At 67.2% G+C, this 19,954-nt stretch carries 17 protein-coding genes; 3 read left to right on the top strand and 14 right to left on the bottom strand.

The window, feature by feature from the left end; genetic code table 11:
• Window positions 1-6: 6 nt before the first annotated feature.
• The 6 genes from WC815_03125 to asnB are packed head-to-tail and all read right to left on the bottom strand — an operon-like array spanning window position 7 to window position 6,791.
• The gene (locus WC815_03125; GenBank protein ID MFA5907748.1) at window positions 7-1,176 is read right to left on the bottom strand and encodes a glycosyltransferase family 4 protein; all 1,170 of its coding nucleotides are present in this window, start codon (window positions 1,174-1,176) and stop codon (window positions 7-9) included.
• Window positions 1,173-2,144, bottom strand: a complete 972-nt coding sequence (locus tag WC815_03120) for a glycosyltransferase (GenBank protein MFA5907747.1) — start codon at window positions 2,142-2,144, stop codon at window positions 1,173-1,175. Before WC815_03120 ends, WC815_03125 begins: the two co-directional genes overlap by 4 nt.
• Window positions 2,141-3,310, bottom strand: coding sequence for a hypothetical protein (locus WC815_03115; protein ID MFA5907746.1), 1,170 nt, complete (start codon window positions 3,308-3,310; stop codon window positions 2,141-2,143). Before WC815_03115 ends, WC815_03120 begins: the two co-directional genes overlap by 4 nt.
• Window positions 3,300-4,364: a glycosyltransferase gene (locus WC815_03110; GenBank protein MFA5907745.1), complete on the bottom strand. Its 1,065-nt coding sequence runs from the start codon at window positions 4,362-4,364 to the stop codon at window positions 3,300-3,302. Before WC815_03110 ends, WC815_03115 begins: the two co-directional genes overlap by 11 nt.
• Complete coding sequence (locus tag WC815_03105; protein ID MFA5907744.1) at window positions 4,364-4,888, bottom strand: hypothetical protein; 525 nt, start codon at window positions 4,886-4,888, stop codon at window positions 4,364-4,366. The genes WC815_03110 and WC815_03105 overlap by 1 nt, the downstream gene beginning before the upstream one ends.
• Complete coding sequence (gene asnB / locus WC815_03100; GenBank protein MFA5907743.1) at window positions 4,872-6,791, bottom strand: asparagine synthase (glutamine-hydrolyzing); 1,920 nt, start codon at window positions 6,789-6,791, stop codon at window positions 4,872-4,874. Before asnB ends, WC815_03105 begins: the two co-directional genes overlap by 17 nt.
• Window positions 6,792-7,048: 257 nt before the next feature.
• Here asnB and WC815_03095 point away from each other — a divergent pair, with 257 nt between their 5' ends.
• Window positions 7,049-7,393 carry a hypothetical protein gene (locus WC815_03095; protein MFA5907742.1) on the top strand — a complete coding sequence of 115 codons (345 nt, stop codon included), beginning with the start codon at window positions 7,049-7,051 and terminating at the stop codon, window positions 7,391-7,393.
• Window positions 7,393-8,643 carry a type II toxin-antitoxin system HipA family toxin gene (locus WC815_03090; protein ID MFA5907741.1) on the top strand — a complete coding sequence of 417 codons (1,251 nt, stop codon included), beginning with the start codon at window positions 7,393-7,395 and terminating at the stop codon, window positions 8,641-8,643. Before WC815_03095 ends, WC815_03090 begins: the two co-directional genes overlap by 1 nt.
• On the opposite strand, the gene WC815_03085 is transcribed toward WC815_03090, so the two are convergent.
• From WC815_03085 to WC815_03075, 3 genes are read right to left on the bottom strand one after another with little or no spacing between them, the layout of a single operon-like run.
• The gene (locus WC815_03085; GenBank protein ID MFA5907740.1) at window positions 8,640-8,765 is read right to left on the bottom strand and encodes a hypothetical protein; all 126 of its coding nucleotides are present in this window, start codon (window positions 8,763-8,765) and stop codon (window positions 8,640-8,642) included. The two genes, WC815_03090 and WC815_03085, sit on opposite strands and share 4 nt — an antisense overlap.
• Before the next feature lie 18 nt (window positions 8,766-8,783).
• Window positions 8,784-10,112 (bottom strand): methyltransferase domain-containing protein, encoded by a 1,329-nt coding sequence (locus WC815_03080; protein MFA5907739.1) that lies wholly within the window; start codon window positions 10,110-10,112, stop codon window positions 8,784-8,786.
• 49 nt (window positions 10,113-10,161) lie between these two features.
• Window positions 10,162-11,733 (bottom strand): glycosyltransferase, encoded by a 1,572-nt coding sequence (locus WC815_03075; GenBank protein MFA5907738.1) that lies wholly within the window; start codon window positions 11,731-11,733, stop codon window positions 10,162-10,164.
• A 380-nt stretch (window positions 11,734-12,113) separates the two neighbouring features.
• Between WC815_03075 and WC815_03070 the strand changes: the two genes are divergently transcribed.
• Window positions 12,114-13,451: a glycosyltransferase family 4 protein gene (locus WC815_03070; protein ID MFA5907737.1), complete on the top strand. Its 1,338-nt coding sequence runs from the start codon at window positions 12,114-12,116 to the stop codon at window positions 13,449-13,451.
• Between the two features lie 8 nt (window positions 13,452-13,459).
• On the opposite strand, the gene WC815_03065 is transcribed toward WC815_03070, so the two are convergent.
• From WC815_03065 to WC815_03045, 5 genes are read right to left on the bottom strand one after another with little or no spacing between them, the layout of a single operon-like run.
• Entirely contained in the window at window positions 13,460-16,201 is a 2,742-nt protein-coding gene (locus WC815_03065) for a 6-hydroxymethylpterin diphosphokinase MptE-like protein (GenBank protein ID MFA5907736.1), read from the bottom strand.
• Window positions 16,198-16,917, bottom strand: coding sequence for a WbqC family protein (locus WC815_03060; GenBank protein ID MFA5907735.1), 720 nt, complete (start codon window positions 16,915-16,917; stop codon window positions 16,198-16,200). Before WC815_03060 ends, WC815_03065 begins: the two co-directional genes overlap by 4 nt.
• A 14-nt stretch (window positions 16,918-16,931) precedes the next feature.
• Complete coding sequence (locus WC815_03055) at window positions 16,932-17,666, bottom strand: class I SAM-dependent methyltransferase (protein MFA5907734.1); 735 nt, start codon at window positions 17,664-17,666, stop codon at window positions 16,932-16,934.
• Entirely contained in the window at window positions 17,663-18,631 is a 969-nt protein-coding gene (locus WC815_03050; GenBank protein MFA5907733.1) for a radical SAM/SPASM domain-containing protein, read from the bottom strand. The genes WC815_03055 and WC815_03050 overlap by 4 nt, the downstream gene beginning before the upstream one ends.
• Entirely contained in the window at window positions 18,631-19,827 is a 1,197-nt protein-coding gene (locus WC815_03045) for a DegT/DnrJ/EryC1/StrS family aminotransferase (GenBank protein MFA5907732.1), read from the bottom strand. Before WC815_03045 ends, WC815_03050 begins: the two co-directional genes overlap by 1 nt.
• Window positions 19,828-19,954: the final 127 nt, after the last annotated feature.

The following is a 19,954-nucleotide window of genomic DNA, read 5'->3' as shown; positions in this document are numbered from 1 at the left end:
CGCCGGCTAGTCCGCTGCCGGGTCCGCATTGGCCGCGGCACCCCGCGCCACATGGGCCTGTTCGAACGCCTGCGCGTAGCCATCGACCATTCGGCGTTCCGTGAAGAGGTCGTCGAAGCGCCGCCGGGCCCGCGCGGTCATGTCCGCAACTTCGGACTGCGGTGCGCGAAGGCCGCGATCGAGCGTTCGAACCAGGTCATCGGCATCGTCGCCGTCGAACATCCAGCCGTACGCGCCGCCGGCCAGCAACTCGGCCAGCGCCGGAATGTTGTTGGCCACCACCGGCACCCCAGCGCGGAAGGCTTCGGCCACGGCGATTCCGAAGCTTTCGGTCAGTGACGGCTGGACGAGTACATCGGCGATCGCCAGCACGCTGGAGGCCTCGGCCACATAGCCCGCGAAGTGCACGCGGTCGCTGACACCCAGATCGACGGTGCGCGCGCGAAGCTCCGGCAACTCGGGACCCTCTCCCACCAGCAGCGCGATCACGTCGTGCCGCTCGACGAGCGGGGGCAGTGCGTCGATGACCACGGCGTGGTTCTTCTGGCGCGTCAGGCTGCCGATGGTCACCAGCACGCGGGCGCCCTGGGCCCGGCGACGCTGAAGGTGCTCGAGGCCGGCCGGAAGCGGCGCCGCGGGCGCCCCGACCGGAATGCCGCACGGGACGATGGCAGTAGCGCGGAACGATCCGCCTGCGGCGCGCAGTTCCTCGGCCGCGGCCGCCGACGGAAAGACCACGAGATCGACCTCGCGCATGATGTCGAGGTCCTGCGCGACCTGGTCAGGCGTCTTGTGCCGGCTCCATCCGTGCATCGTCTGCACCACCGGGCAACCTCGTGACGCCAGGCGGAGGCCGATGCGCGCGGGCACGGCCGCATGCGCGTGCACGAGCTGCGGTCGCTGCCCTTGCAGCGCCGCACGTGTACTGTCGAGCGCCGCCCGGTTGAGGCCGTCATCCCGTTTGAACAGCGAGTCGACCTGAACGAGCCGGCAGCCGGCCGCGGCAATGGTGTCGAGGTATTCCTGATAGTTTTCGTAGCCTGGCGCCGGCGTGCGGCTGGTGACGACCACCACGTCATGCCCCGCGCGCCGCTGCGCACACGCCAGCAGCGTCACGGCGCGTCCGGCGCCGCCCTGCAGAAACGTCGTCAGGTGGACGATTGGCCCCGTCCTCACGAGACCACCCCGATCGAATCCCCGGCGACCAGGAAGTTGGCGATGCGCCGCAGGGGGCGCGCCTCGTGAGCGGCGGCGTCATGCATGTCGGCGTCGAGCCGGTTGAAGTCGGTGAAGACGGCGACATCCCATCGCTCGCGCGGCCCGGCAAGCGCCCACCGGGATGCGGCCAACGCGCGGCGATAGATGTCGGCACCGGTGCCAGCTCCGAAGATGCGGACGCGAGCGGCGGCCGGCACCGGCGCGACTCGCTCGAGGTAACGGAGCTTTGCGGTCACGGCATGTTCGGCCTGCACGGAACCGTGACTGGCACTGATCTGTTTCGAATGGATGCGAAAGCTGTACAGACATTCGTCCAGTTTCGCGAAACGGTGCTCCGGCAGCAGGCGCAGCCAGAGGTCGTAATCCTGCGCCACTGGCAACCGCTCGTCATACCCGCCGCGGGCCATCAGGACCGAGCGGCGAGCCATCACGCTGCCGTGCACGAGGCAGCAGGTCAACGGCATCAGCGTGCCGATCTCCTCTGGCGTCCGGGCGCGATCCCATTGCGCTGCGACGGCCCGCGTCCACGGCGTGTGAACCGGGCGCCCCGCGTCGTCAATGAAGTCGACCTGCGACGCCACGACGGCCACCTCTGGGTGGTCGTCGAGGTAGCGGGCCAGCCGGGCGAACCGATCAGGAGCGGAGAGGTCGTCGGCATCCTGCCGCGCAATGAACTCGCCCGTGGCCGCGGCCAGCCCGAGGTTAAGCGCGTGGGCGATGCCGAGGCCCCCGCCCGGGATGACCCGCACCCGCGCATCACCACTGTCGAGGCCAACACGGCCGGAACCGTCCACACTCCCATCGTCGATGAGGATCACCTCGATGGCAGTGAACGACTGGGCCAGGACGCTGCGCAGTGCCGCACGCAAGTGGGGCAGGCCGTTGCGAACCGGTAATAGTACCGACACCCGAGTCGGAGGCGTCATGCGGACATCGCCTTGCGCGGCGCGGACACGCACCACCGCGCGCGGTCCGCCTGACGGACAATCTCGTCGGTGGCCAGCAGCAGCGGACGCCACAGCGGGCCGGCTACCGATGGTGCAGCCTGACGCCAGAACCGGGGCAGGAAGCTGACGCTGAGGTCCTCTTGAAACGCCGCCCGCATGGCTGGCGTGTGGCGCCAACCCAGCACGACATTCCAGGCGTCGGCCAGGCGTCCTTCCGCTTGTCCCCGCGGCCGAGAGGCGCGCGCTTCAATCGCGAGCGCGCGAAATGCTGTCGCGCTGTCCAGGGCCTCGCGCAGGTATTCGAGTCCCGCGGCGAGCGCCTCGATGCGAGCCTCGGGCTCCGGCCACGGCGCGCGCTCCAGGAGGACGGTACGCGCGCCGGTCGCGCTGGTCAGCGGGGTGATCGGCGCGCGGGCCCAGCCCGGTTTGTCGGCGCCGCCGGCATCGACGGTCACGGCGGTGGTGGTAGTGGCGAGCAGGCCGAGGAGCGCCCGCAGGGCCTCATGCGCGGGGTCCGGCGCGTCAGCAGTCCCCAAGTCGATGCCGGCCAGGGCGATGGCGTCGGCGCCGGCGGCCGCGGCCAGCCAGGCCAGGCTGGCGGGCCACAACCCCCAGCCGCAGGCGCCGTTGAAGGCCGCCAGCCGGGCAGAAGGAACGCGCGCAATCAAGGCCGCCGGTGTTCTTGCTTCGGCCAGCACGACCGGGGCGTGATTCGCCGGGGTGGCGCCGTTCCGATCGTCCAGGTGACGGACGCTGAGATACGCGTCGAGGTCGCTTTGGTGCTGGACGAGCAGGAGATCGGGCGCCAATCCGTAGGTCGCGAGAGCCTCGGCTCCGCGCAGGGAGGTCCAGATCGACAGGCGGTCGCGCGCGTGCGCCAACTCGGGGGCCACGTGCTCCAGCGACGGGCCGGCGCCGGCGATGATGACGGCCGTGCCGGGATGGACCCGCGGTATGCCGGCGTGTGTGGCCGGATGCGTCAGCCTGGCAAACTGCGGGTCGAGACAGGCGCCGGCAAACCCGTCAAACTGCGTGCGGTAGGTCTTCCACGTGACCGCTGCATCGTGGCTGAATGCCCCCGAGCCCAGATCGTCGGCCGTCAGGTAGCGATCGGTGCCGATCGACGCAATCAGATCACGCGGCATGGCGGACCGCCTGCGCGGCAAGCACGGTGGACAGCCGCGCCGCGATGGCTTCGACGGCGTGATGGCGGGCGCGGGCGCGGCCGCGGCGTCCCAGTTGTCGCGCGAGAGCCGGGTCCTGAAGCAGGCGGATCAAGCGATCGGCGATGGCATCGACATCGCCGATGGGCACGACGAATCCCTCCACGCCATCGCTCACGATCGATCGCACGTGGCCGGCGTCGGTAGCGACCACGGGGCGCCCCGCGGCCATGGCTTCGAGCAGAGCCGTGGGCACGCCTTCGCTGCCCGAGCATAAGGCGACGACGCGCGCTTGACGCAGTTCGGCAGCCACGTCGCGCGAGACCCCGGCCAGGTCGAACGCGCCGGCGGTCCCGCGCTGGTGCGCGAGCGCGCGCAGGCGGGCTTCCTCGGGCGGATCACCTTGTCCCAGCACGCGGATCTCGGCTTCCGGTACGGTCTGCCTGACGATCGCGAGCGCCGCCACGAGGTCGCCGAGCCGTTTGCGTGGCGTCGGGTTGGCGATCACCAAGACTCGCTGGCGGGCGTCGGCAGCGGGGGGCTCGATCGACAGCAGGGGTGTCACGTCGGCGCCCTTCCCGAGCACACACCCGCGCGCCGTCTCTTCCGGAGCGTAGCCGGCAGCCAGCGCCGGCGTGGTGAAGGTCACGCCGTCGCACGCGGCCATCATCGCGTCGTCCGGGGTCCAGTGGAATCCTTCGGTGGTGCGCCATTGGCCGCTGAAGTCGTAGTTCTTGCCGTAGACAACCGCGGTGGCGGTACGCGTGACCAGCAGCGGCAACAGCCGCTCCGCGCAGCGCTCGAAGAGGATATGGGCGACGTCATAGGCGCCGTCAGCCAACAACGCTTCGAGATCGCGGGTGCGTCGCGCGATTGTCACGCGATTGGCGATGGCTCGATACTCGGATTCGAGCGCGCCGCCGGCGAACGCCAGCACGTCGTGCGTCATGGCGGTGGACAGGTGCCGCAGGACATTCAGGAACGTGGTTTCAACGCCGCCGGCCGCGAGGGTCTCGAGCACATGGAGCACGCGCATCAGCGTGACCTGGTGGCGGCGGCGCGCGACGGGCGCCTGAAGAGGCGCGCCAGGTGAGCCGGCAGATACAGGCCAAGGGCCATCACCGTCAGGGCGGCCATCGACCGAAGCGCGGTACGCAGTTCGCGGGTGACCAGCGACGCGGTGTCACGCTGGATGAGCGTACCGTCAGGCGTGATGGCTTCGAACCCTCGCGGCGACAGCAGCAGGGCCGCGCGGTCGACATTGGCGCGGTCGGCCCCTGACGGATCCTGCCACAGCACGGCCACCCGATCGTAGCCGCGGAGCCATAACCGCAGGGGCACCCCGCTCCGCAGGAACGGCCACGCGTCGAACTGGGGCCGGGTCCGGTAGATCAATAATTCCGACTCCAGCACACCGGCCTGCCGCAACGAGGCTTCGGCGGCGGGGGTGGTGACGATGGTCACCTGACAGCCACGGTAGGCCGTCCGCAGCGCGGCGATTGCCACGCCAACATGGCGGCCAGACCGGATCAGCACGACGCGTTCAGGCGGCGACGTCATCGCGCACCTCCGCCCGGGCATCCAGCACCGCGGTCGCCCAGCCCTCGAAGGCGAACAGCGTCCACACTTGTCGCCAAATCGCGTCGTCTCCAGCGTAGAAGCGATCGACGAGGGCCTGCGCGGCCACGGCATCGAAGACGCCTCGACGGCGGATGCGATCCGGGCTGAGCAGGTCGCGCACCATCGGGGCCAGCGACCGCCGCATCCAGACGTTGTACGGAAGCCCGAAGCCCATCTTCGGACGGAAGAGCACGGCGTCCGGGAGCACGTCTCGCAGCGCCTGTTTGAGCACCCACTTGCCGATGCCGTCGCGTACTTTCATCTCCACCGGAATGCGCGCCATGGCTTCGGTGTAGCGCGGGTCGAGAAACGGCACGCGGACCTCGAGCGAGTGGGCCATCGACATGGCATCGATATCGCGCAGCAGGACGTACGACAGGTAGGCGCGCTGTTCCAATCGGGAGATCCACTCCCCTGGCCGGGCCGGGTCCGGAGGCACGTCGGCGCGCAGGAAGGCCGTGGGATGCATGAACGCGCCGTGGCGCGCCTTGAGCGCGGCGGCCATCATCCGATCGCGCGCCGCCTCCTCGAAGATGCCGATGACACGCGGGCTGACGAACTCGGCATCGAGCAGCGCGAAGGTTCGCGCCGCGTGCTTCAGCCGGGCGGCGCCGGGCCAGAGGCCGGTGTCCGGCATTCGGTCGAGCCAGCGCGCGACGCGCCGGACGTAGCCGGCCGGCAGGGTGGCCAACGGTGAGGCCAGCGTCGAGGCCTCGAGCAACGCGCGGTCGCGATCGTAGCCGAGGAACAGCTCATCGCCGCCGGTGCCCGAGAGGGCCACGGTCACGTGCCGAGCGGCGGCATACGACACCCAGTATGAGTTGATCCCATCCGAGGTCGGTTGATCCATGGCCGCGAACGTGTGGGGCAGCGCGTCCCGGAACATCGACTCCGACAGCACGACTTGGTGGTGGTCGGTGCCGTAGCGTTCGGCGACCAGGCGCGCCCACGGCCATTCGGTGAGGATGGCTTCGTCTTTCCCCTCGAATCCCACCGAGAACGTCTTGAGCGGATGGGTCACGTGCTCGGAGGCGAGCGCGACGAGCGCGCTCGAATCGACCCCTCCAGAGAGAAAGACGCCGAGCGGCCGTTCCGACATCATCTGCCGGCGCACGGCGTCGCGCAGACCGCCAAGCGCCAGGGCCTTCGCTTCGTCGACCGATTGCACCGGATCGTCCTGGTGGGTCGGCGGCCGCCAGTAGATCCGAATCGTCGGGCTGTCGCCCTCGTGGATCAGGACGCGGCCCGGTGGCAGCATCTTGACCTGCTGCAGGATCGACAACGGCGGCGGCACCGCTTGGTACACGAGGTACTGGCCGGCCGCCTCGGGATCGATGTCGCGCGACACCAGGCCGCTGGCGAGCACCGACTTCAGTTCCGAGGCGAACAGGAACGAGGTCGCGGTCTGGCTCCAGTAGAGCGGCTTCACGCCGTGATGGTCGCGCGCCAGCACCAGGCGCCGCGCGTGGCTGTCCCACAACCCGAACGCGAAGATCCCGTTCAGGCGGTCGACGAACGTCGTCCCCTGCTCTTCGTAGAGGTGCAGGATGACTTCGCCGTCACTCTTCGTCCGGAAGCGGTGGCCGCGCGCTTCGAGCTCCGCCCGCAGTTCGAGGTGGTTGTAGATCTCGCCGTTGAAGACGAGGCGCAGCGAGCCGTCTTCGTTGGTCAGGGGTTGATGGCCGCCGGCGACGTCGATGATCGACAGGCGGCGGAACCCGAGGGCCACGTGCTCGTCGACATGGAAGCCGTCGTCATCGGGGCCGCGATGCACCATGGCGGCGGCCATCCGGCCGACCACCGCCCGATCCGGGCGTCCAAACATTCCGCAGATGCCGCACATGGATGGCTGCCCGAGGGCATTGCAAGCCGTATGCCCGCAAATGACCGTCGCAGGCATCGTTGCTGTCTCCGGGAGCGCCGACGGAAGGGGCGTGCGATGTCGGCAGGACGACACTGGTGTCGGCTGGCGGTTCGACTGACTGGAGACAGGAAGGCGGCAGCCATCAGGGCAATGCGGTGCTGAGTCTGCTGCTTTGTGAAACGTTCATAATAATATACAATAAGCTATATAGAGAGCATTAAAATGGACGTTACAGCATGAGAACGAGTCGAGCGTCAGTCGTCGTCCCGATCCCCGTCAGACGCGCTTTACGCAAGCTGGGGCACGACATCCGCGATGCCCGTCGGCGCCGCCGTATTCCTGCGGCCATCGCGGCCGAGCGCGCTTCGATCAGCCGCACGACCCTTCTGAAGCTTGAAAAGGGCGATCCCGGTGTGGCGCTTGGCATCTGCGCCACCGTCCTTTTCGTGATGGGCATGGTCGAGCGCCTGGCCGACATTGCCGATCCCAAGCACGACTCACTCGGCCGTGAGCTTGAAGAAGAGCATTTGCCGAAGCGTATTAGGGGACCGCGCACACCGAAAGGCATCGAGGGCGCGTGATGGATCGGGAAATCCTCGTCCACGCCGACCTGGCAGGTGTCCCGCATCTCGTCGGACGTCTTTGGGCTCGTGTCCGCAAGAACCGGGAGACCGCGACCTTTGAATACGACGCCGGGTGGCTGCGGCATGCCCGGCGTTTCTCGCTGGAGCCGGCCCTCAAGCTGGGCCCCGGTCCGTTTCACACCCCCGCGGACGCGCCGATGTTTGGCGCCATCGGGGATTCGGCGCCGGACCGTTGGGGCCGGGCGCTGATGCGGCGTATGGAACGCCGGCGCTCGGCGAAAGTGGGGAGCGTCCCCCGCACTCTCCAGGAGATCGACTACCTCCTGCTTGTGGACGACGAGGCGCGACAGGGTGCGTTACGATTTGCCGAACACGAAGGCGGACCGTTCTTGCGCGAACAGGGGGGCACGCGCATCCCGCCTCTGGTCGAACTCCCGAGGCTGTTGTCGGCCGCCGAGCGCGTGGTGGACGACGAAGACACCGACGAGGACCTGCGCCTGCTCGTTGCGCCGGGCTCGTCGCTGGGCGGTGCCCGGCCCAAGGCGTCGGTGCGAGAGCAGGACGGCAGCCTCGCCATCGCGAAGTTCCCCCACCGCGACGATGAATACGACACGGTGGTGTGGGAGGCGGTGGCCCTGGCGTTGGCTCGGAAGGCCGGTCTCAGGGTTCCCGCCGCCCGCCTCGAAACCGTGGCGGGCAAATCCGTGCTCCTGCTGCGGCGTTTCGATCGGGACGGCCGGCGGCGCATTCCGTATCTGTCGGCCATGAGCATGCTGGGCGCTCGAGACACCGAGACGCGGAGCTATCTCGAAATCGTCGATGCCCTGCGACAGCATGGGGCCGCGCCGCGGGAAGACATTCAGGCGCTCTGGTGCCGGATGGTCTTCAACATCCTGATCTCGAATACCGACGACCACCTGCGTAACCACGGGTTTCTGTACGAAGGACCAGGCGGCTGGCGACTGTCGCCCGCTTTCGACCTCAATCCGGTGCCCGTCGATATCAAGCCGCGCATCCTCACCACGGCCATCAACGAAGACGACACCACGGCATCCCTCGCCCTGGCGATGGCGGTGGCCGGCTACTTTGAACTCGATGCCGGTAAGGCACGGGCCCTGGCTGGGGCCGTTGGGCACGCCGTCTCGACGTGGCGCGAGGAAGGCGCGCGGCACGGTCTCTCGACGGCGGCGCTCGACCGGATGGCGTCCGCCTTCGAGCATGACGACCTGCGGACGGCCCGCGGCTAGGCAAACATCAGTGCCCCACAGACGATAGATGCGTCGACCGAAAGAATGCAGCCGTCAGCACACAGCGGCAGGTAGCGGTCGAAATCGCGTTGCACCATGCCGACGGCGTCGATGCAGAGCATGCCGATCAGATTGTGGCGCTACGTTTCCGAACTGGCCAAGCGGAGCAGCGGCGTGAGGTTTTCGACGAATCCCAGCGAAAAGAAGTCGCGCTTGTCCACCAAGCCAGCCTGGCTGAGTTGCGCGGAGATGGCGGGCAGGCCGCCCGGCGATGCGATGACGATGTGGTCATAGCTGTCCCGTGGCACATCATCAAAGGGCCTGACCGTATGCCCCGCGAAGCGCGCGCCAGCCTTTGCCGGGTCGTTATCGCACACTGCGACCACTTGGTTGGGAATACCGATTTTCTGGAGCTGCTCGAAGGCCAGTAGACCTGCCGCGCCGGCCCCGAACACCACGAGGCGCTTGTTACTCAAGTCAGGGAGTGCCTTAAGGAGCGGGAGTGTCCCCTTGGGATCCTTGCGCGCGCGAATGGAGGTGGGGAAGGTGAGGAGCTCCACGCCACGCAGGCCGCCCTCGCGGCACCAATTGACGACGCGCTCGGGCGAGCAGTCCTTGTCTTGATATACCGGCGAGTACCAATCGAACGTGTCGAGTACACGCCAATGCCAGTCTGGATGCGTGTTAACCGGTAGTACGCGACGGAGGTGGCCCCATGGCCAGCGCGACATGAACGGCCGCCTGTACAGCCCAGAGAAGAGAAAGCAGAGCAGCCACGACCACGCATAGATGGCGCCGTTGGGCCACCCGCCCACCACGCGCCGCCAGAAATCCGTGGCGCGGTTGTAGAGTGGATCGGTGTAGTAGTAAAGCCACACCGCGATCTCACCACCGCTCTTCAGGTGCCGAGGCAGCGACAGAAACGCCTCACGCGTATTGCGAGTGTGGTGAAGGACGCCGATCGAGAAGATGGCGTCGAAGATCTCATCGCGGAACGGCAAATGGAACACGTCAGCCTGGATGACGTCAACATTGGGCCGCAGTCCGAGATTCGCCTGCGATGCTTCGACCGCGAACGAGAAGTCGATGCCGATGGACCGCGCGCCCCAGCGCGAGGCGATGTCGAGGAAACGTCCGGCGCCGCAGCCGACATCGAGTACAAGCTTGCCGCGCAGGTCGCCGGGTGTGAAGCCGGTCTTCTCGGTGAAGGTCTCTTCCGATTCGCGCCCGCCGTTGGCCGGGTCGAGCTGGACGCGACTCCACTTGTTCCATTCGTATGAGAAGGTGCCGACATAACCATCATGACGAACGAACCGCGGCACGCCCCTCACAATCGGATAGCTGGCGTGGCACGTCGCGCAGGCCAGCGTGCCTTCAGTCACGGTCGTGGCATCGCCGGTGGTCACTGCGAGCGCCAGGTCGCTCTTGCAGTCCGGGCAACAAATCCACTCGAGCAAGTCGATTTTCACTGTCTGTCTCCTTTGTCTGGCAACAGTCGGTCGTACCAGGCCCTCACCCTCACGCCGCGCCGTGCTGGTACAGCGCCATCCACTTCGCCACCATCCGATCAGCGGTGAAGTGCTCATGGCACCGGGCCTTCAACCGCACCGCCCTCGCCGCGGTCCGCTCGGGATGTCGGATCGTTGACGACAGTGCCTTGGCCACGGCCCGCGCGTCGCCGCACGGACAGAGCCCCTCCGCATCGGCCAGCACATCGATGACGCCACCGGCATCAGTCGAAACAACAGGTACACCCAGAAGCCCGGCCTCGAGCAAGACGTTGGGAAAGCCTTCGAAACGCGACGTCAGGGCCAGCACGTCAAGACCCGCCATGATCCGGCGGGCATCGGTGCGCGCGCCAAGAAACGAAATGCAATCACCCAGACCCAGGTCGACGACCAGCGCCCGCAGAGCGGCCTCGCACGCTCCGTCGCCCACCAGGACCGCGTGGAATCGGACGCGGTCATCCCGAAGCAGGGCGAGCGCGCGTACGAGTGTCGCCTGGTCCTTCTCGATGGCCAAGCGCCCAACGCACCCGATCAGGGGCGTGTCAGCCGCAATGGCCAGCGACTGGCGCAACCATGTGCGCGCAGCCGCCAAGTCCTCTTGAATGAAAGACGGATCGATGCCGTTGTGCACGACCTGGACGCGGCGCGGATTCATCAGAGCCCACCCGGCGTGATCCTTGACGAGCGGCTGGGCATTGACGGTGACAACATCTGCGATCCGAGCCGCCAGAACATCGCCGATGCGATGCCACCATTGCCGCCATTGCGGGAAGTTCCCCGGGTTGACGCTTCGTACCGATGCCAAGATCCGAGGCACGCCAGCCAACCGGGCGGCGGCCGTACCCACCATGTTCGCCATGGGCAGCCATGTGTGGACAACGTCGTACCGACCGCGCCGGCAGTGTTCAGCGATGGAGTCCACGATAGTGCCGGAGTGCCAATCGGACTCCAGGTAGGCGATTGAGACGTCGCTGCGGCGTAGCCGGTTCAGCGAGAAATCGCTGTCGTTAGCCAACACCAGGACGTCGATATCGAACTGCCCACGCGGCGTGCAGTTCACCAGTTCCGCGCACTGCGTCTGCGCGCCACCCACGCCAAGGCTATTGATGATGTGCAGAACGCGCATCGGCGCTCCGGTCAGCCTGGGCTCTCCGGCTGGTCGGTGCCGAACGGCCGCCCGCAGCATTTGCCCCAATATGACGATGTCCCGACAGTTCAGCGTCGCGGCGACCGCAAGCCGGCGGAAGATTCGAAGCGGGTTTGTCCGCATCGGCGCCCCGCCGACATGTAGCGACACCGTGGGGGCGCCGAGACAAGCGGCCAGCCGCATCAGATTGGCCGCGGGTCCGAGTTGGGCGCTCATGAGTGGGATGACAACGACATCGAAGTCGAGCCGCCGCAACCGCATCAGGAGCCTGAGCCCGAGTCGAGCGGCGCCAAGGCGGGTCGCACGATGGGTCACCACCTGGTCAACACCGGTCGCCAGCACCTGGTCGGAGAAGTCCTCGTGAGTCAACGCCCAGACGTCTGCCGATGGATGCTGACGTCTCACCTGCTCCAGCGCAGACCGGAACTGTGGCATTCGGCAGCTTCGGAACACGAGCACCCGACGCCGCGGTCCGGTTGCGGCTGTGGCCCCGCGAGATAAGGACGACAACATCGTCAGGTCCCCGGAATGTGGTGCGTGCACGGTTCTAGCCAACGCCTTCACGGTCGATCGCCTTGTCTGACCTTCGTTCTGATCGTTATCAACTGGTCCGTCTTCCTGGCGTTACTGAGCCTGCCGCCCAGGTCCCGGTTGCTCATAACCGACGCTGTCGATACTTCGACACCGGCTGCCGTGGGGCCGACGCCGGGCGATAGCGCGCGCGGCAATTCCCCCGAAAAACAGGCCGTGCCGACGAATCAGAGCAAGAGCAAGGCCAACAGAGGGCTGGCTGCCACCTTGCAGGTCTTGCGCGCATGCGGCGACCCCTGGTGTTGATCGGTAACCCCAAATCGACATTTGTCCAATCGATGGCGCGCTATTGGAAGGAACGGGGCATCGAGGTCGCAATCGTCACGGCCCATCACTGGGATGGTCCCAGCGTCAACGCGGATGGTGTGCGTGTCGTCGCGGCGGAGCACGGAATGGCGCGCGAGGTTCGCTCCGTACTTGACCTCGTCCTGCCCGTGCTCGCCCGACTCGAATCGGAACTACACAGAGCCACGGCTGACAGAGTGGCGACCGCCCTCGCGTCGTGGGAGGGCGGCGCCCAGCCGCCTTCGCTTCTGCCTCCCCTCGCCGATGGTCTCGCGATTGCGGCCGCCGTCAACGCCCTGAGTCCAATTGCTGTGCTGGGCCACGAGGCGTTCGCATACGGGACGGCGACCGCTCTCTGCACCAACGTGCGGCGCACGCTCTTCGCGTGGGGCGGGGATGTGCTGCAATTCTGTAACACGTCAGATACAGCGGCGGAGTTGATGAAGTCGGCCCTGCAGCGGGTGACGTACGTCATCGCTGGATCGCGCGGCGTTCAGCAGCGCATCATCAACCAGTTCGAAGTGCCATCACAACGGACGGCCGTTATCTCTTTGGGCGTCAACCGCCAACAGTTCGCCCCGGCACCGGAGGCCAAAGCGGCAGAGATTGCCGCCAGGTATGGCATCCCGAGGGGCGCGGAGGTGGTCATGAACGTTCGGCGACTTCGGCCGTTCTGGGGTTCCGAGGTTGCGCTGGAGGGGCTGCTGGATCTGGCCTCGCGTCGTCCACGCACGTATTTGGTCTTTCTCGGCGGTTTAGGCACTGAGGTCGCGATGGCCGAAGCACGCCGGCGTGCCGCGAGCGCTGGTGTCGGTTCCCGTTTCATTGGCGTTGATGGCGATGCCCCTCTCGACCAAGTGGCTGAGCTCATGTCCATCTCGGATGTGTTCGTGTCGCTGACCCAGCAAGACGAGCCATTATCGCTTTCTGTCCTTCAATGCGCGGCGTCCGGAGGTGTTGGCGTGATTGGCGATCAGGCGACCTATCGGGAGGCGATCGATCAAGGTCTCGGGGCAGTCCTCGTCAACTGTACGTCACCAGAAGAAGCCGGGGGTGCCGTCGATCGACTCTTGGCGGATCGGCAGGCACGCCTACGGATGCGCGCCGCCAATCTTCGGTATGTTGCGCAGCACCACGATGAGGACGCGCACATGGAACGCATCCTGCGCATCGTCGTGGGCAGCGAGATGGCGGAGCGGTTGCTCGCCGGCGCGGCGAGCACCCACTCAACTGGTAGGGGGTATAAGCGGACGCGATCCGCGATCGAACTATTGTGAGACGCTGGTCACAAGCCGTGCTCCAGAATGGTCGCGATGGGAAGGCGCTCGAGCCAGGCAATGTGGGCCGGCACGGACACTGTGTAGTGTCGTCCGTTGTGGCGCGGATCACTGCCGTCGGCAGCGGAGAACGCGATCGAATCCTGGTGCACTGCGAACGTGCCGAAGAGGCCGGACCGGTCCTGTTCGGCCGACTCGAGGCGCCGCAGCGGGCGCTGGTCCTCATGAAGGCTCGGCGGTTCGGCGCCTGGTGCGAGGAGCGACAGCGCGGCGGCGGCACGGAATCGAAACACGCGCACGCCCTTGGCGCCTCCGGATTCCATCCGCGCCGGAGGTATCGTCAGCCGCTCGTAGCGCACCTGCGGCATCGCCGGCTTGCCGGTGGCCCGTGGCACGGCGCCGAGGGCGTGTGCGTACCAATGAGTCTGCAGCACGAGGTCGTCGGCGCGGCGGGCCGCCGCGATGAGTGCACTCCGTGTCGGGGCGGAGAGCTGGTTACCCCCGCTCGCGACGCGACGATACACCGTCAGCAAGTCGTACGACGAGCGGTAGCCGCCCCAGCGTTCCTCGACGATCGGACGGAGTTCGTCGTGGGCGGCGAACCCGTGCTCCAGGAACAGCTCGTGCCACACGCTCGACGGCCGCTCGTTGATATAGCCCGGCGCCCCAATGGCCGCGGCCGCTACCGAGAACGCGACGGTATCGCTGGCCTTGGTGCAGGCGGCGACGACGGCGTCGGCTGCCTGGGCATGGAGCCGCTGGACAACACCGAGACAGAGACACAGATCGAAGGAGCGCGTTGGGGCGAAGGTGGCCAGATCTTCGCCTTCGACACCGCACACGTCGGCCACTCCGTGTGATTCAAGTGCGCGCAGCCAATAGCCTGCCCCGCACCCGATGTCGAGCACCGATCCTGGCGTGAAGTGCTCGACGAGCAGCGGAGCGAGGCGCATCGCCACTGCCTCGTGATGCGGGGCAAACTTGTCGAGGTCCAGTCCTGGAAACAACTCGCCGGGCGAGCGCCTGTCGACCCAGGAGGTCTTGCTGAACGGATCGAAAAAACGGCCGTGACGGGCGGTGACGTCTGGATGGCGTTCGAGAAAGCGGAAGAGGGCCCGCCTCACCGACGCGCCGCCGGGCGCGCCGGTCTGGTCGAGCAGGACCAGTCGATCGACATCGCCCAGGCGTCGCCACGCGTCCTCGATTGTAGAGACGAGGTCACGGTCCGCCGCCGTGCATTCCAGAACCACTTCCGCCGAATCCGTCGTCGGGTTGGCCGCCGGCCGAACGGCAGGCGGCAGATCGACCGGAGGGCCGGGACCGCCGCACCGACCCAGTGCCCGCATCACCGCTTCGACGTTGCAGTCGGTGCCGCCGAAGCCGCGCCAGGCGTTGAGCGTAGGCGTGTCGATTTCGGCCGGGAAAGGACATACCGCCTGCCTGTTCGGGCGGCAGGTGCCTGCGATGCGGTCGCGCGCGGCCGTTGCGAGCGCCGGCAAGTGCGAGAGCGTCAGTTCGAGCGACGCTTGAACGATGCCCGGTCCGAGCAGGATGCCGGCACCGGTGCCGTTGAAGATCGTACGACCCACCGCTCGGCCCGCTTCCGTCGCGATCCAATCGCGGAACGCCCGCAAGTGCGGGGCCGTGCGGACCGACGCGCCACGTACGTCCGTCTCGAAAGTCTCCGGCCACGCCGCGACAGCGGCGGACCAGCACTCCTCGAGAGGCTGTCCCCACGCTTGGGCGCGGTACCAGACCTCCTCAAACGTCGTGCCTCGCGCGTACGGCCGACCATCGGTGAACGCCAGGTCCGCCCCGGCGAACACGATCGGATCGCAGTCCATGGTCAACGCGAGGTCGAACGCCGTGGTCAGGACCGACCCCCAGGCACGCAGCCGGCCGCGGCTGACGCCAAGGCTCCGCAACCACGGCCACGGATGGTGATCCGACACGTTGAAGAAGAACGTGCGGCCCGCGAAGTGAGGCAACGCTTCCGGATCGAGGCTGCCTTCCGCGACCAGGAAGGTGCCGGGACACGGCGGCAGCTCGGTGAGATGGCGCGCGTTGGTTTCCGTTGGATCGAGGGCCACCACCAGGTCGGGATGGATGCCCGCCGCCAGCAGCGGCCGCAGCGACGTGTCCGCGGCGATGATCAGCGCGCGATCGCGGTACGCCGCGATGTCGGGCAGGTTGCGGTCGAGCGAGGGGCCGGCGCCGACCACAATTGCGGGCACGTGCGCGCCAATGCCCGCCAGCGCCGCGGCGTCGCCCTCCGCCGCTATCGTCCGGGCGTTGCGCAGCGTGTTGAGCAGGTAGCGCCCGCCGTTCTGGCGCTTGGCCTCCTGGTTGGCTCGTGCCCCAAACCACGCGCGGCCAATGAGCCGAGCGGCCTGCATGGCCTGATCCCGATGCGCGCGCGCCACCGACGGATTCAGTACGATCACCGGCTTCTCCGAGGTCAACTCGATCGACAACAGCGCGCGGTCGAGACCGTCGTAGGTGGGACCGGCTACGATCGTGAGCCGGCCCGCGTTCAGCCATGCCTGGACCTGAGGCCGACCGAGGCCTTCGGGCGACGAGGAGGTGTCCGGCTCCAGCGCGACGACACGGCCGCTCCAGCCGCGCTGGTCCAACGCATCCAGCAGACAGCCCTGACCGAGGCCAATGACACAAAGCGCCGAAGAGCCCTCGACCGGCACTCCGGCAAGCCATCGCTCCGCGTCCACGATCGAGTCGCGTGTCGTGGTCACGCCGCCACCACCCGAGCGGCGGTCTCGCGCCAGCCCCAGATGTGCCACGGCGCGTCGGGTCCGGTGTGGAACAACAAGTCAAGGATGCTGACGTCGTGGCGAAACGGACCGTGCGCCTGGGGATACTCCGGGTATCCGCTGTAGTCCTTCCAGACGACGCTCATGCCGCGCGCCGTGAAAGCGTCGTCGGTGAGGTAGGCACGTGCGGCAGGTCCGGAGACGTACACGTCGGCACCGACTTGATCGAGCAGGTCGAAGACGCGCGCGCCTTTCGTCCCGGTCAGCGCGTAGTCGCCGGACTGCTCGAACCGTGTCGCCACGCCGAGCAGGTCGCGGCAGATGCCCATCACGAATGCCTGGTTCAGCTCAGACAACGATGTCGACCGGCGTCCTCGATACAAGGCCTCGAAGTAGTCGCGGTACTGCGGGAAGTACGGCGTATGCCGATAGGCCGCCTCAATCCGGCGCCAGTGCGTCTCCGCCCAGGCCCCGTCCCATGGCAGCGTGACGTCGCAGATCCGGCGGTGCATGTGCTTGCCCACGGGTATGGTCAGCCATTGCGGCCCCGACGCGGTCTTGATGCGATTGCGGTTCCGCCAGTCGTTGGTCGTGTACTGGACGTCGTCATAAAACACGAGCGTATCGACGTCGTGGATGAGGTCGAAATACCCCTTCCACGGAATGTAGTTCGACTGGAGAATCGCGACCCGCTTCATCGCATGTCCGCGCCTCAGCGACGCAGCGCCTTCCTCGCGGCAAAGCATTTCCGGGTCATCTGCCGCTTGAGATCGAACTCGGGACTCTCGATGATGAACTCGGTGACCGCGCGATTCACGCCGTCATAGCCGGAAAATGCATCGTCGAAGCAAATCCACCCGCCCGGGACCAGGAAGGGCGTCAACCGCATGATGTCGTCCCGCACCGCCGCATAGCCATGGTCGCCGTCAAGGAACAGAAGGCGGCATTGGAACGAGGGCGGAGCCTGTCCGGCGAAGGTGGACGCGGTGCCGCGATGGGGCTGGACCACGGACTGCAGCCCGCGCTCGCGGACGTTGTCCAGGAACCCGTCGAAGACACTGGGATGGGTGGCGTAGATGGGCGCCATCTGCGCCTCGAACGGCGCCGGCCACACGGTCTGTTCCAGGTAGCCGGTGTGGCGGTGGCCATCGACCGCCACCTCGAATGAGTAGCTGCCGTCCGCATTGCGACGCCAGTCGTCCCGCTGCGGGAACGGATCGATGCAATGGACGATGCCGTGCGTGTCGCGGGCGGCGGCGCCGAGCACCACGGCCGAACGGCCAAACCACGATCCCACTTCCACGAGATCGCCTGGCAGGTGCGACGTCGCGTGGACGAGCATCGACAGCATGAACAGCTGGTCGATGGGCGACCAGCCGTGCACGCCTTCCACCAACGTTTCAATGTCGGAGACAAGCGGCGTGGTCACACATTCAGCGACGGTCATGCGGCGGTCTCCTTCAGGCCCTGAACGAGGGTCGCGTAGCTGGCGCCCTGCCCGGGCCATCGCGTTTCCCGCCAGTCGGGGCACTGCCCACAGAAGGCGTGGGCGCTGTAGTCGTTGGTGAGATGCGCGCGGCGCAAGGCCTCGTACCGACGGCTCTGCCACAACTCCGCGATCGTGGTGGTCGCGTAATCGACAAGGGACGATCCGCCGGTCCAGTCAGACGGGCAGAACGCCAGCGTCCCCCTGGGCGTGACGACGACGCGCTCCCACGGATAAACACATGGCCGGCGCGCCTGCGTCGCCGCCTGGCGGCGCATCACATCGGCCACGGCGATCACGGCGCCCGACGCGGAATGGAGGCGTCGGATGGCCACTGAATGCGCGCCAGCGTCCGTCCAGAACCGCTCGAAGTCGGCGGTCTCGTGGGCGTTCCCGGGTTGTTCGATGAAGCTGACGGCAATCCGCGTGGCCGATCCTGATTCACTGGCGCGCGCAATAAGGCGCTCGATGTTGCCGCGGGTTACCGCCAGATCGCCGTGCACGCGAATGTTCGAGTAGGTCTCCGCCGAGAAGGCATCGATGCTCACATCCACCAGTTGCACGCCGGTCTCGAGCAGTTGGTCGATTCGCGACGGTGTCAGCAGCGTGCCGTTGGTGGTGAGCGACACGAACGTCCCCGAGCGCTCCACCGCATCCGACAGCATCCTGTAGATCGCCTTGTTGAGCAGCGGCTCCCCGTCACTCGCATAGCGGACATTCCGCACGTGGCCGCGGCCGGCCGCCGCCACTTCGCCGATAGCCTTGGCGCTCAATTCGAACGCCAGCGATCGCCCGGCATAGTGCGACGATTGCTTGAACGCCGGGTGCGGACAGTGCGTGCACGCGAGGTTGCAGAGCTCGGTCACGTCGATGATGACCTGCGACGGAAACGCGGCGGACAACCGGTCCCCAAACCCGTAGTCCATCAGCCCACACTCCGCTTCAGCTGCGGTTGCCGGACCGGCTGTGTCGACACCACATCCGCGAGCGCCGCGATCGCCTGCCGGGCATCCGCCACGGACATCGAAGCGCTGATCGGCAGCGTGAGAATCCGGCTCGCCACGTGGTCGGTCACCGGCAGGACATCGGCTCGCCCCCGCGCGTAGAGCGGCATCGTGTGGACCGGCTGATAGTGAATGCTGGCGCCGATGTTCCGGTCACGCAGGCCGCTCAGAATGTCGTCGCGTGATTGCGCGAGGTCGCCGATGGGAAGCTGCACGAGGAACAGGTGACGGGCGTGCGCGGGTTCGAGCACGCCGGACTGGATCGGAATCGCCCACGGCAACGACGCCAGACGCTCGGCGTAAGTCCGAGCCACGGCCAGCCGCCGCACGGCAAACTCCGGCTGGCGGCGAAGCTGCACGCGCCCGATGGCGGCCTGCAGGTCCGTGTAGTTCATCTTGTAACCGACTTCGTCGATCGCCGTCGAGCCCAGGCTGCGGGCGTCGATGAACCGCTTCCATGCGTCGTTGGGCAGCGCGTGCTGACGCAGCGAACGCAGGCGGTCCGCCAGCCGTCCGTCCGCAAGCGCGATGGCGCCGCCATCGCCCGTGGAGAGGTTCTTGTTCGCGTAGAAACTGAAGCAGGTCAGGTTGCCCGACGATCCCACAGCCGTCCCATCCGCAAACCTGGCGCCACACGCGTGGGCCGCATCCTCGACGATGGCGATGTGCGAGGGGATCGCGCGGCGGATGGCCTCGACGTCCACCGCGAGGCCGCCCAGGTGCACGACGACCACCGCCTTGGTTCGCGGGGTCAGGCGCGCGCGCACCGTCGCCGGCGTCACGCACATGGTCTCGGAATGGATGTCACAGAAGACCGGCGTGGCACCCAGGTGGCGTGCGGCGTTCGCGGTGCTGATCCACGTGAGGCTCGGGACGATCACCTCGTCTCCGGCGCCGACGCCGTGGACGAGCAGCGACAGGAACAGCGCCGACGTGCACGAGTTGACCGCGACCACATGAGGCGCGCCGAAGCTGCCGGCCAACTCTTCCTCGAACGCTATCGTCTCGGGACCGAGGCCCACCCAGCCCGAACGCAGCACGCGGGTGACTGCCGCGATTTCCTCATCGCCGAAGTGCGGCTGCCCGAACGGCAGGTAAGTGGAACGGCGTGTCGGCAAGCCGACATCCTCGATTCGGCCGGCCGTCACCGTACGGCCGCCCATCGCAGGGTTTTCCTGCTCTTCCGTCATCTCACAGGGTCTCCGCCCTCCGACACAGCGAATGGTGTGCCATCGCCAAGAACCA

This window comes from Vicinamibacterales bacterium (genome assembly GCA_041659285.1).
In the GTDB taxonomy this organism is placed as follows: Bacteria; Acidobacteriota; Vicinamibacteria; order Vicinamibacterales; family UBA2999; genus 12-FULL-67-14b.
Note: the sequence above shows the minus strand (reverse complement) of the source record. Positions and strands in the feature narration are given on the sequence as shown.

Excerpts from the sequence above, each read along its gene's own strand:
- WC815_03120 (MFA5907747.1), bottom strand. The coding sequence starts at position 2,144 with ATGACGCCTCCGACTCGGGTGTCGGTACTATTACCGGTTCGCAACGGC.
- WC815_03115 (MFA5907746.1), bottom strand. The coding sequence starts at position 3,310 with ATGCCGCGTGATCTGATTGCGTCGATCGGCACCGATCGCTACCTGACG.
- WC815_03110 (MFA5907745.1), bottom strand. The coding sequence starts at position 4,364 with ATGCGCGTGCTCCATGTGCTCGAGACCCTCGCGGCCGGCGGCGTTGAA.
- WC815_03105 (MFA5907744.1), bottom strand. The coding sequence starts at position 4,888 with ATGACGTCGCCGCCTGAACGCGTCGTGCTGATCCGGTCTGGCCGCCAT.
- asnB (MFA5907743.1), bottom strand. The coding sequence starts at position 6,791 with ATGTGCGGCATCTGCGGAATGTTTGGACGCCCGGATCGGGCGGTGGTC.
- WC815_03095 (MFA5907742.1), top strand. The coding sequence starts at position 7,049 with ATGAGAACGAGTCGAGCGTCAGTCGTCGTCCCGATCCCCGTCAGACGC.
- WC815_03090 (MFA5907741.1), top strand. The coding sequence starts at position 7,393 with ATGGATCGGGAAATCCTCGTCCACGCCGACCTGGCAGGTGTCCCGCAT.
- WC815_03085 (MFA5907740.1), bottom strand. The coding sequence starts at position 8,765 with ATGCTCTGCATCGACGCCGTCGGCATGGTGCAACGCGATTTCGACCGC.
- WC815_03075 (MFA5907738.1), bottom strand. The coding sequence starts at position 11,733 with ATGCCACAGTTCCGGTCTGCGCTGGAGCAGGTGAGACGTCAGCATCCA.
- WC815_03070 (MFA5907737.1), top strand. The coding sequence starts at position 12,114 with ATGCGGCGACCCCTGGTGTTGATCGGTAACCCCAAATCGACATTTGTC.
- WC815_03060 (MFA5907735.1), bottom strand. The coding sequence starts at position 16,917 with ATGAAGCGGGTCGCGATTCTCCAGTCGAACTACATTCCGTGGAAGGGG.
- WC815_03055 (MFA5907734.1), bottom strand. The coding sequence starts at position 17,666 with ATGACCGTCGCTGAATGTGTGACCACGCCGCTTGTCTCCGACATTGAA.
- WC815_03050 (MFA5907733.1), bottom strand. The coding sequence starts at position 18,631 with ATGGACTACGGGTTTGGGGACCGGTTGTCCGCCGCGTTTCCGTCGCAG.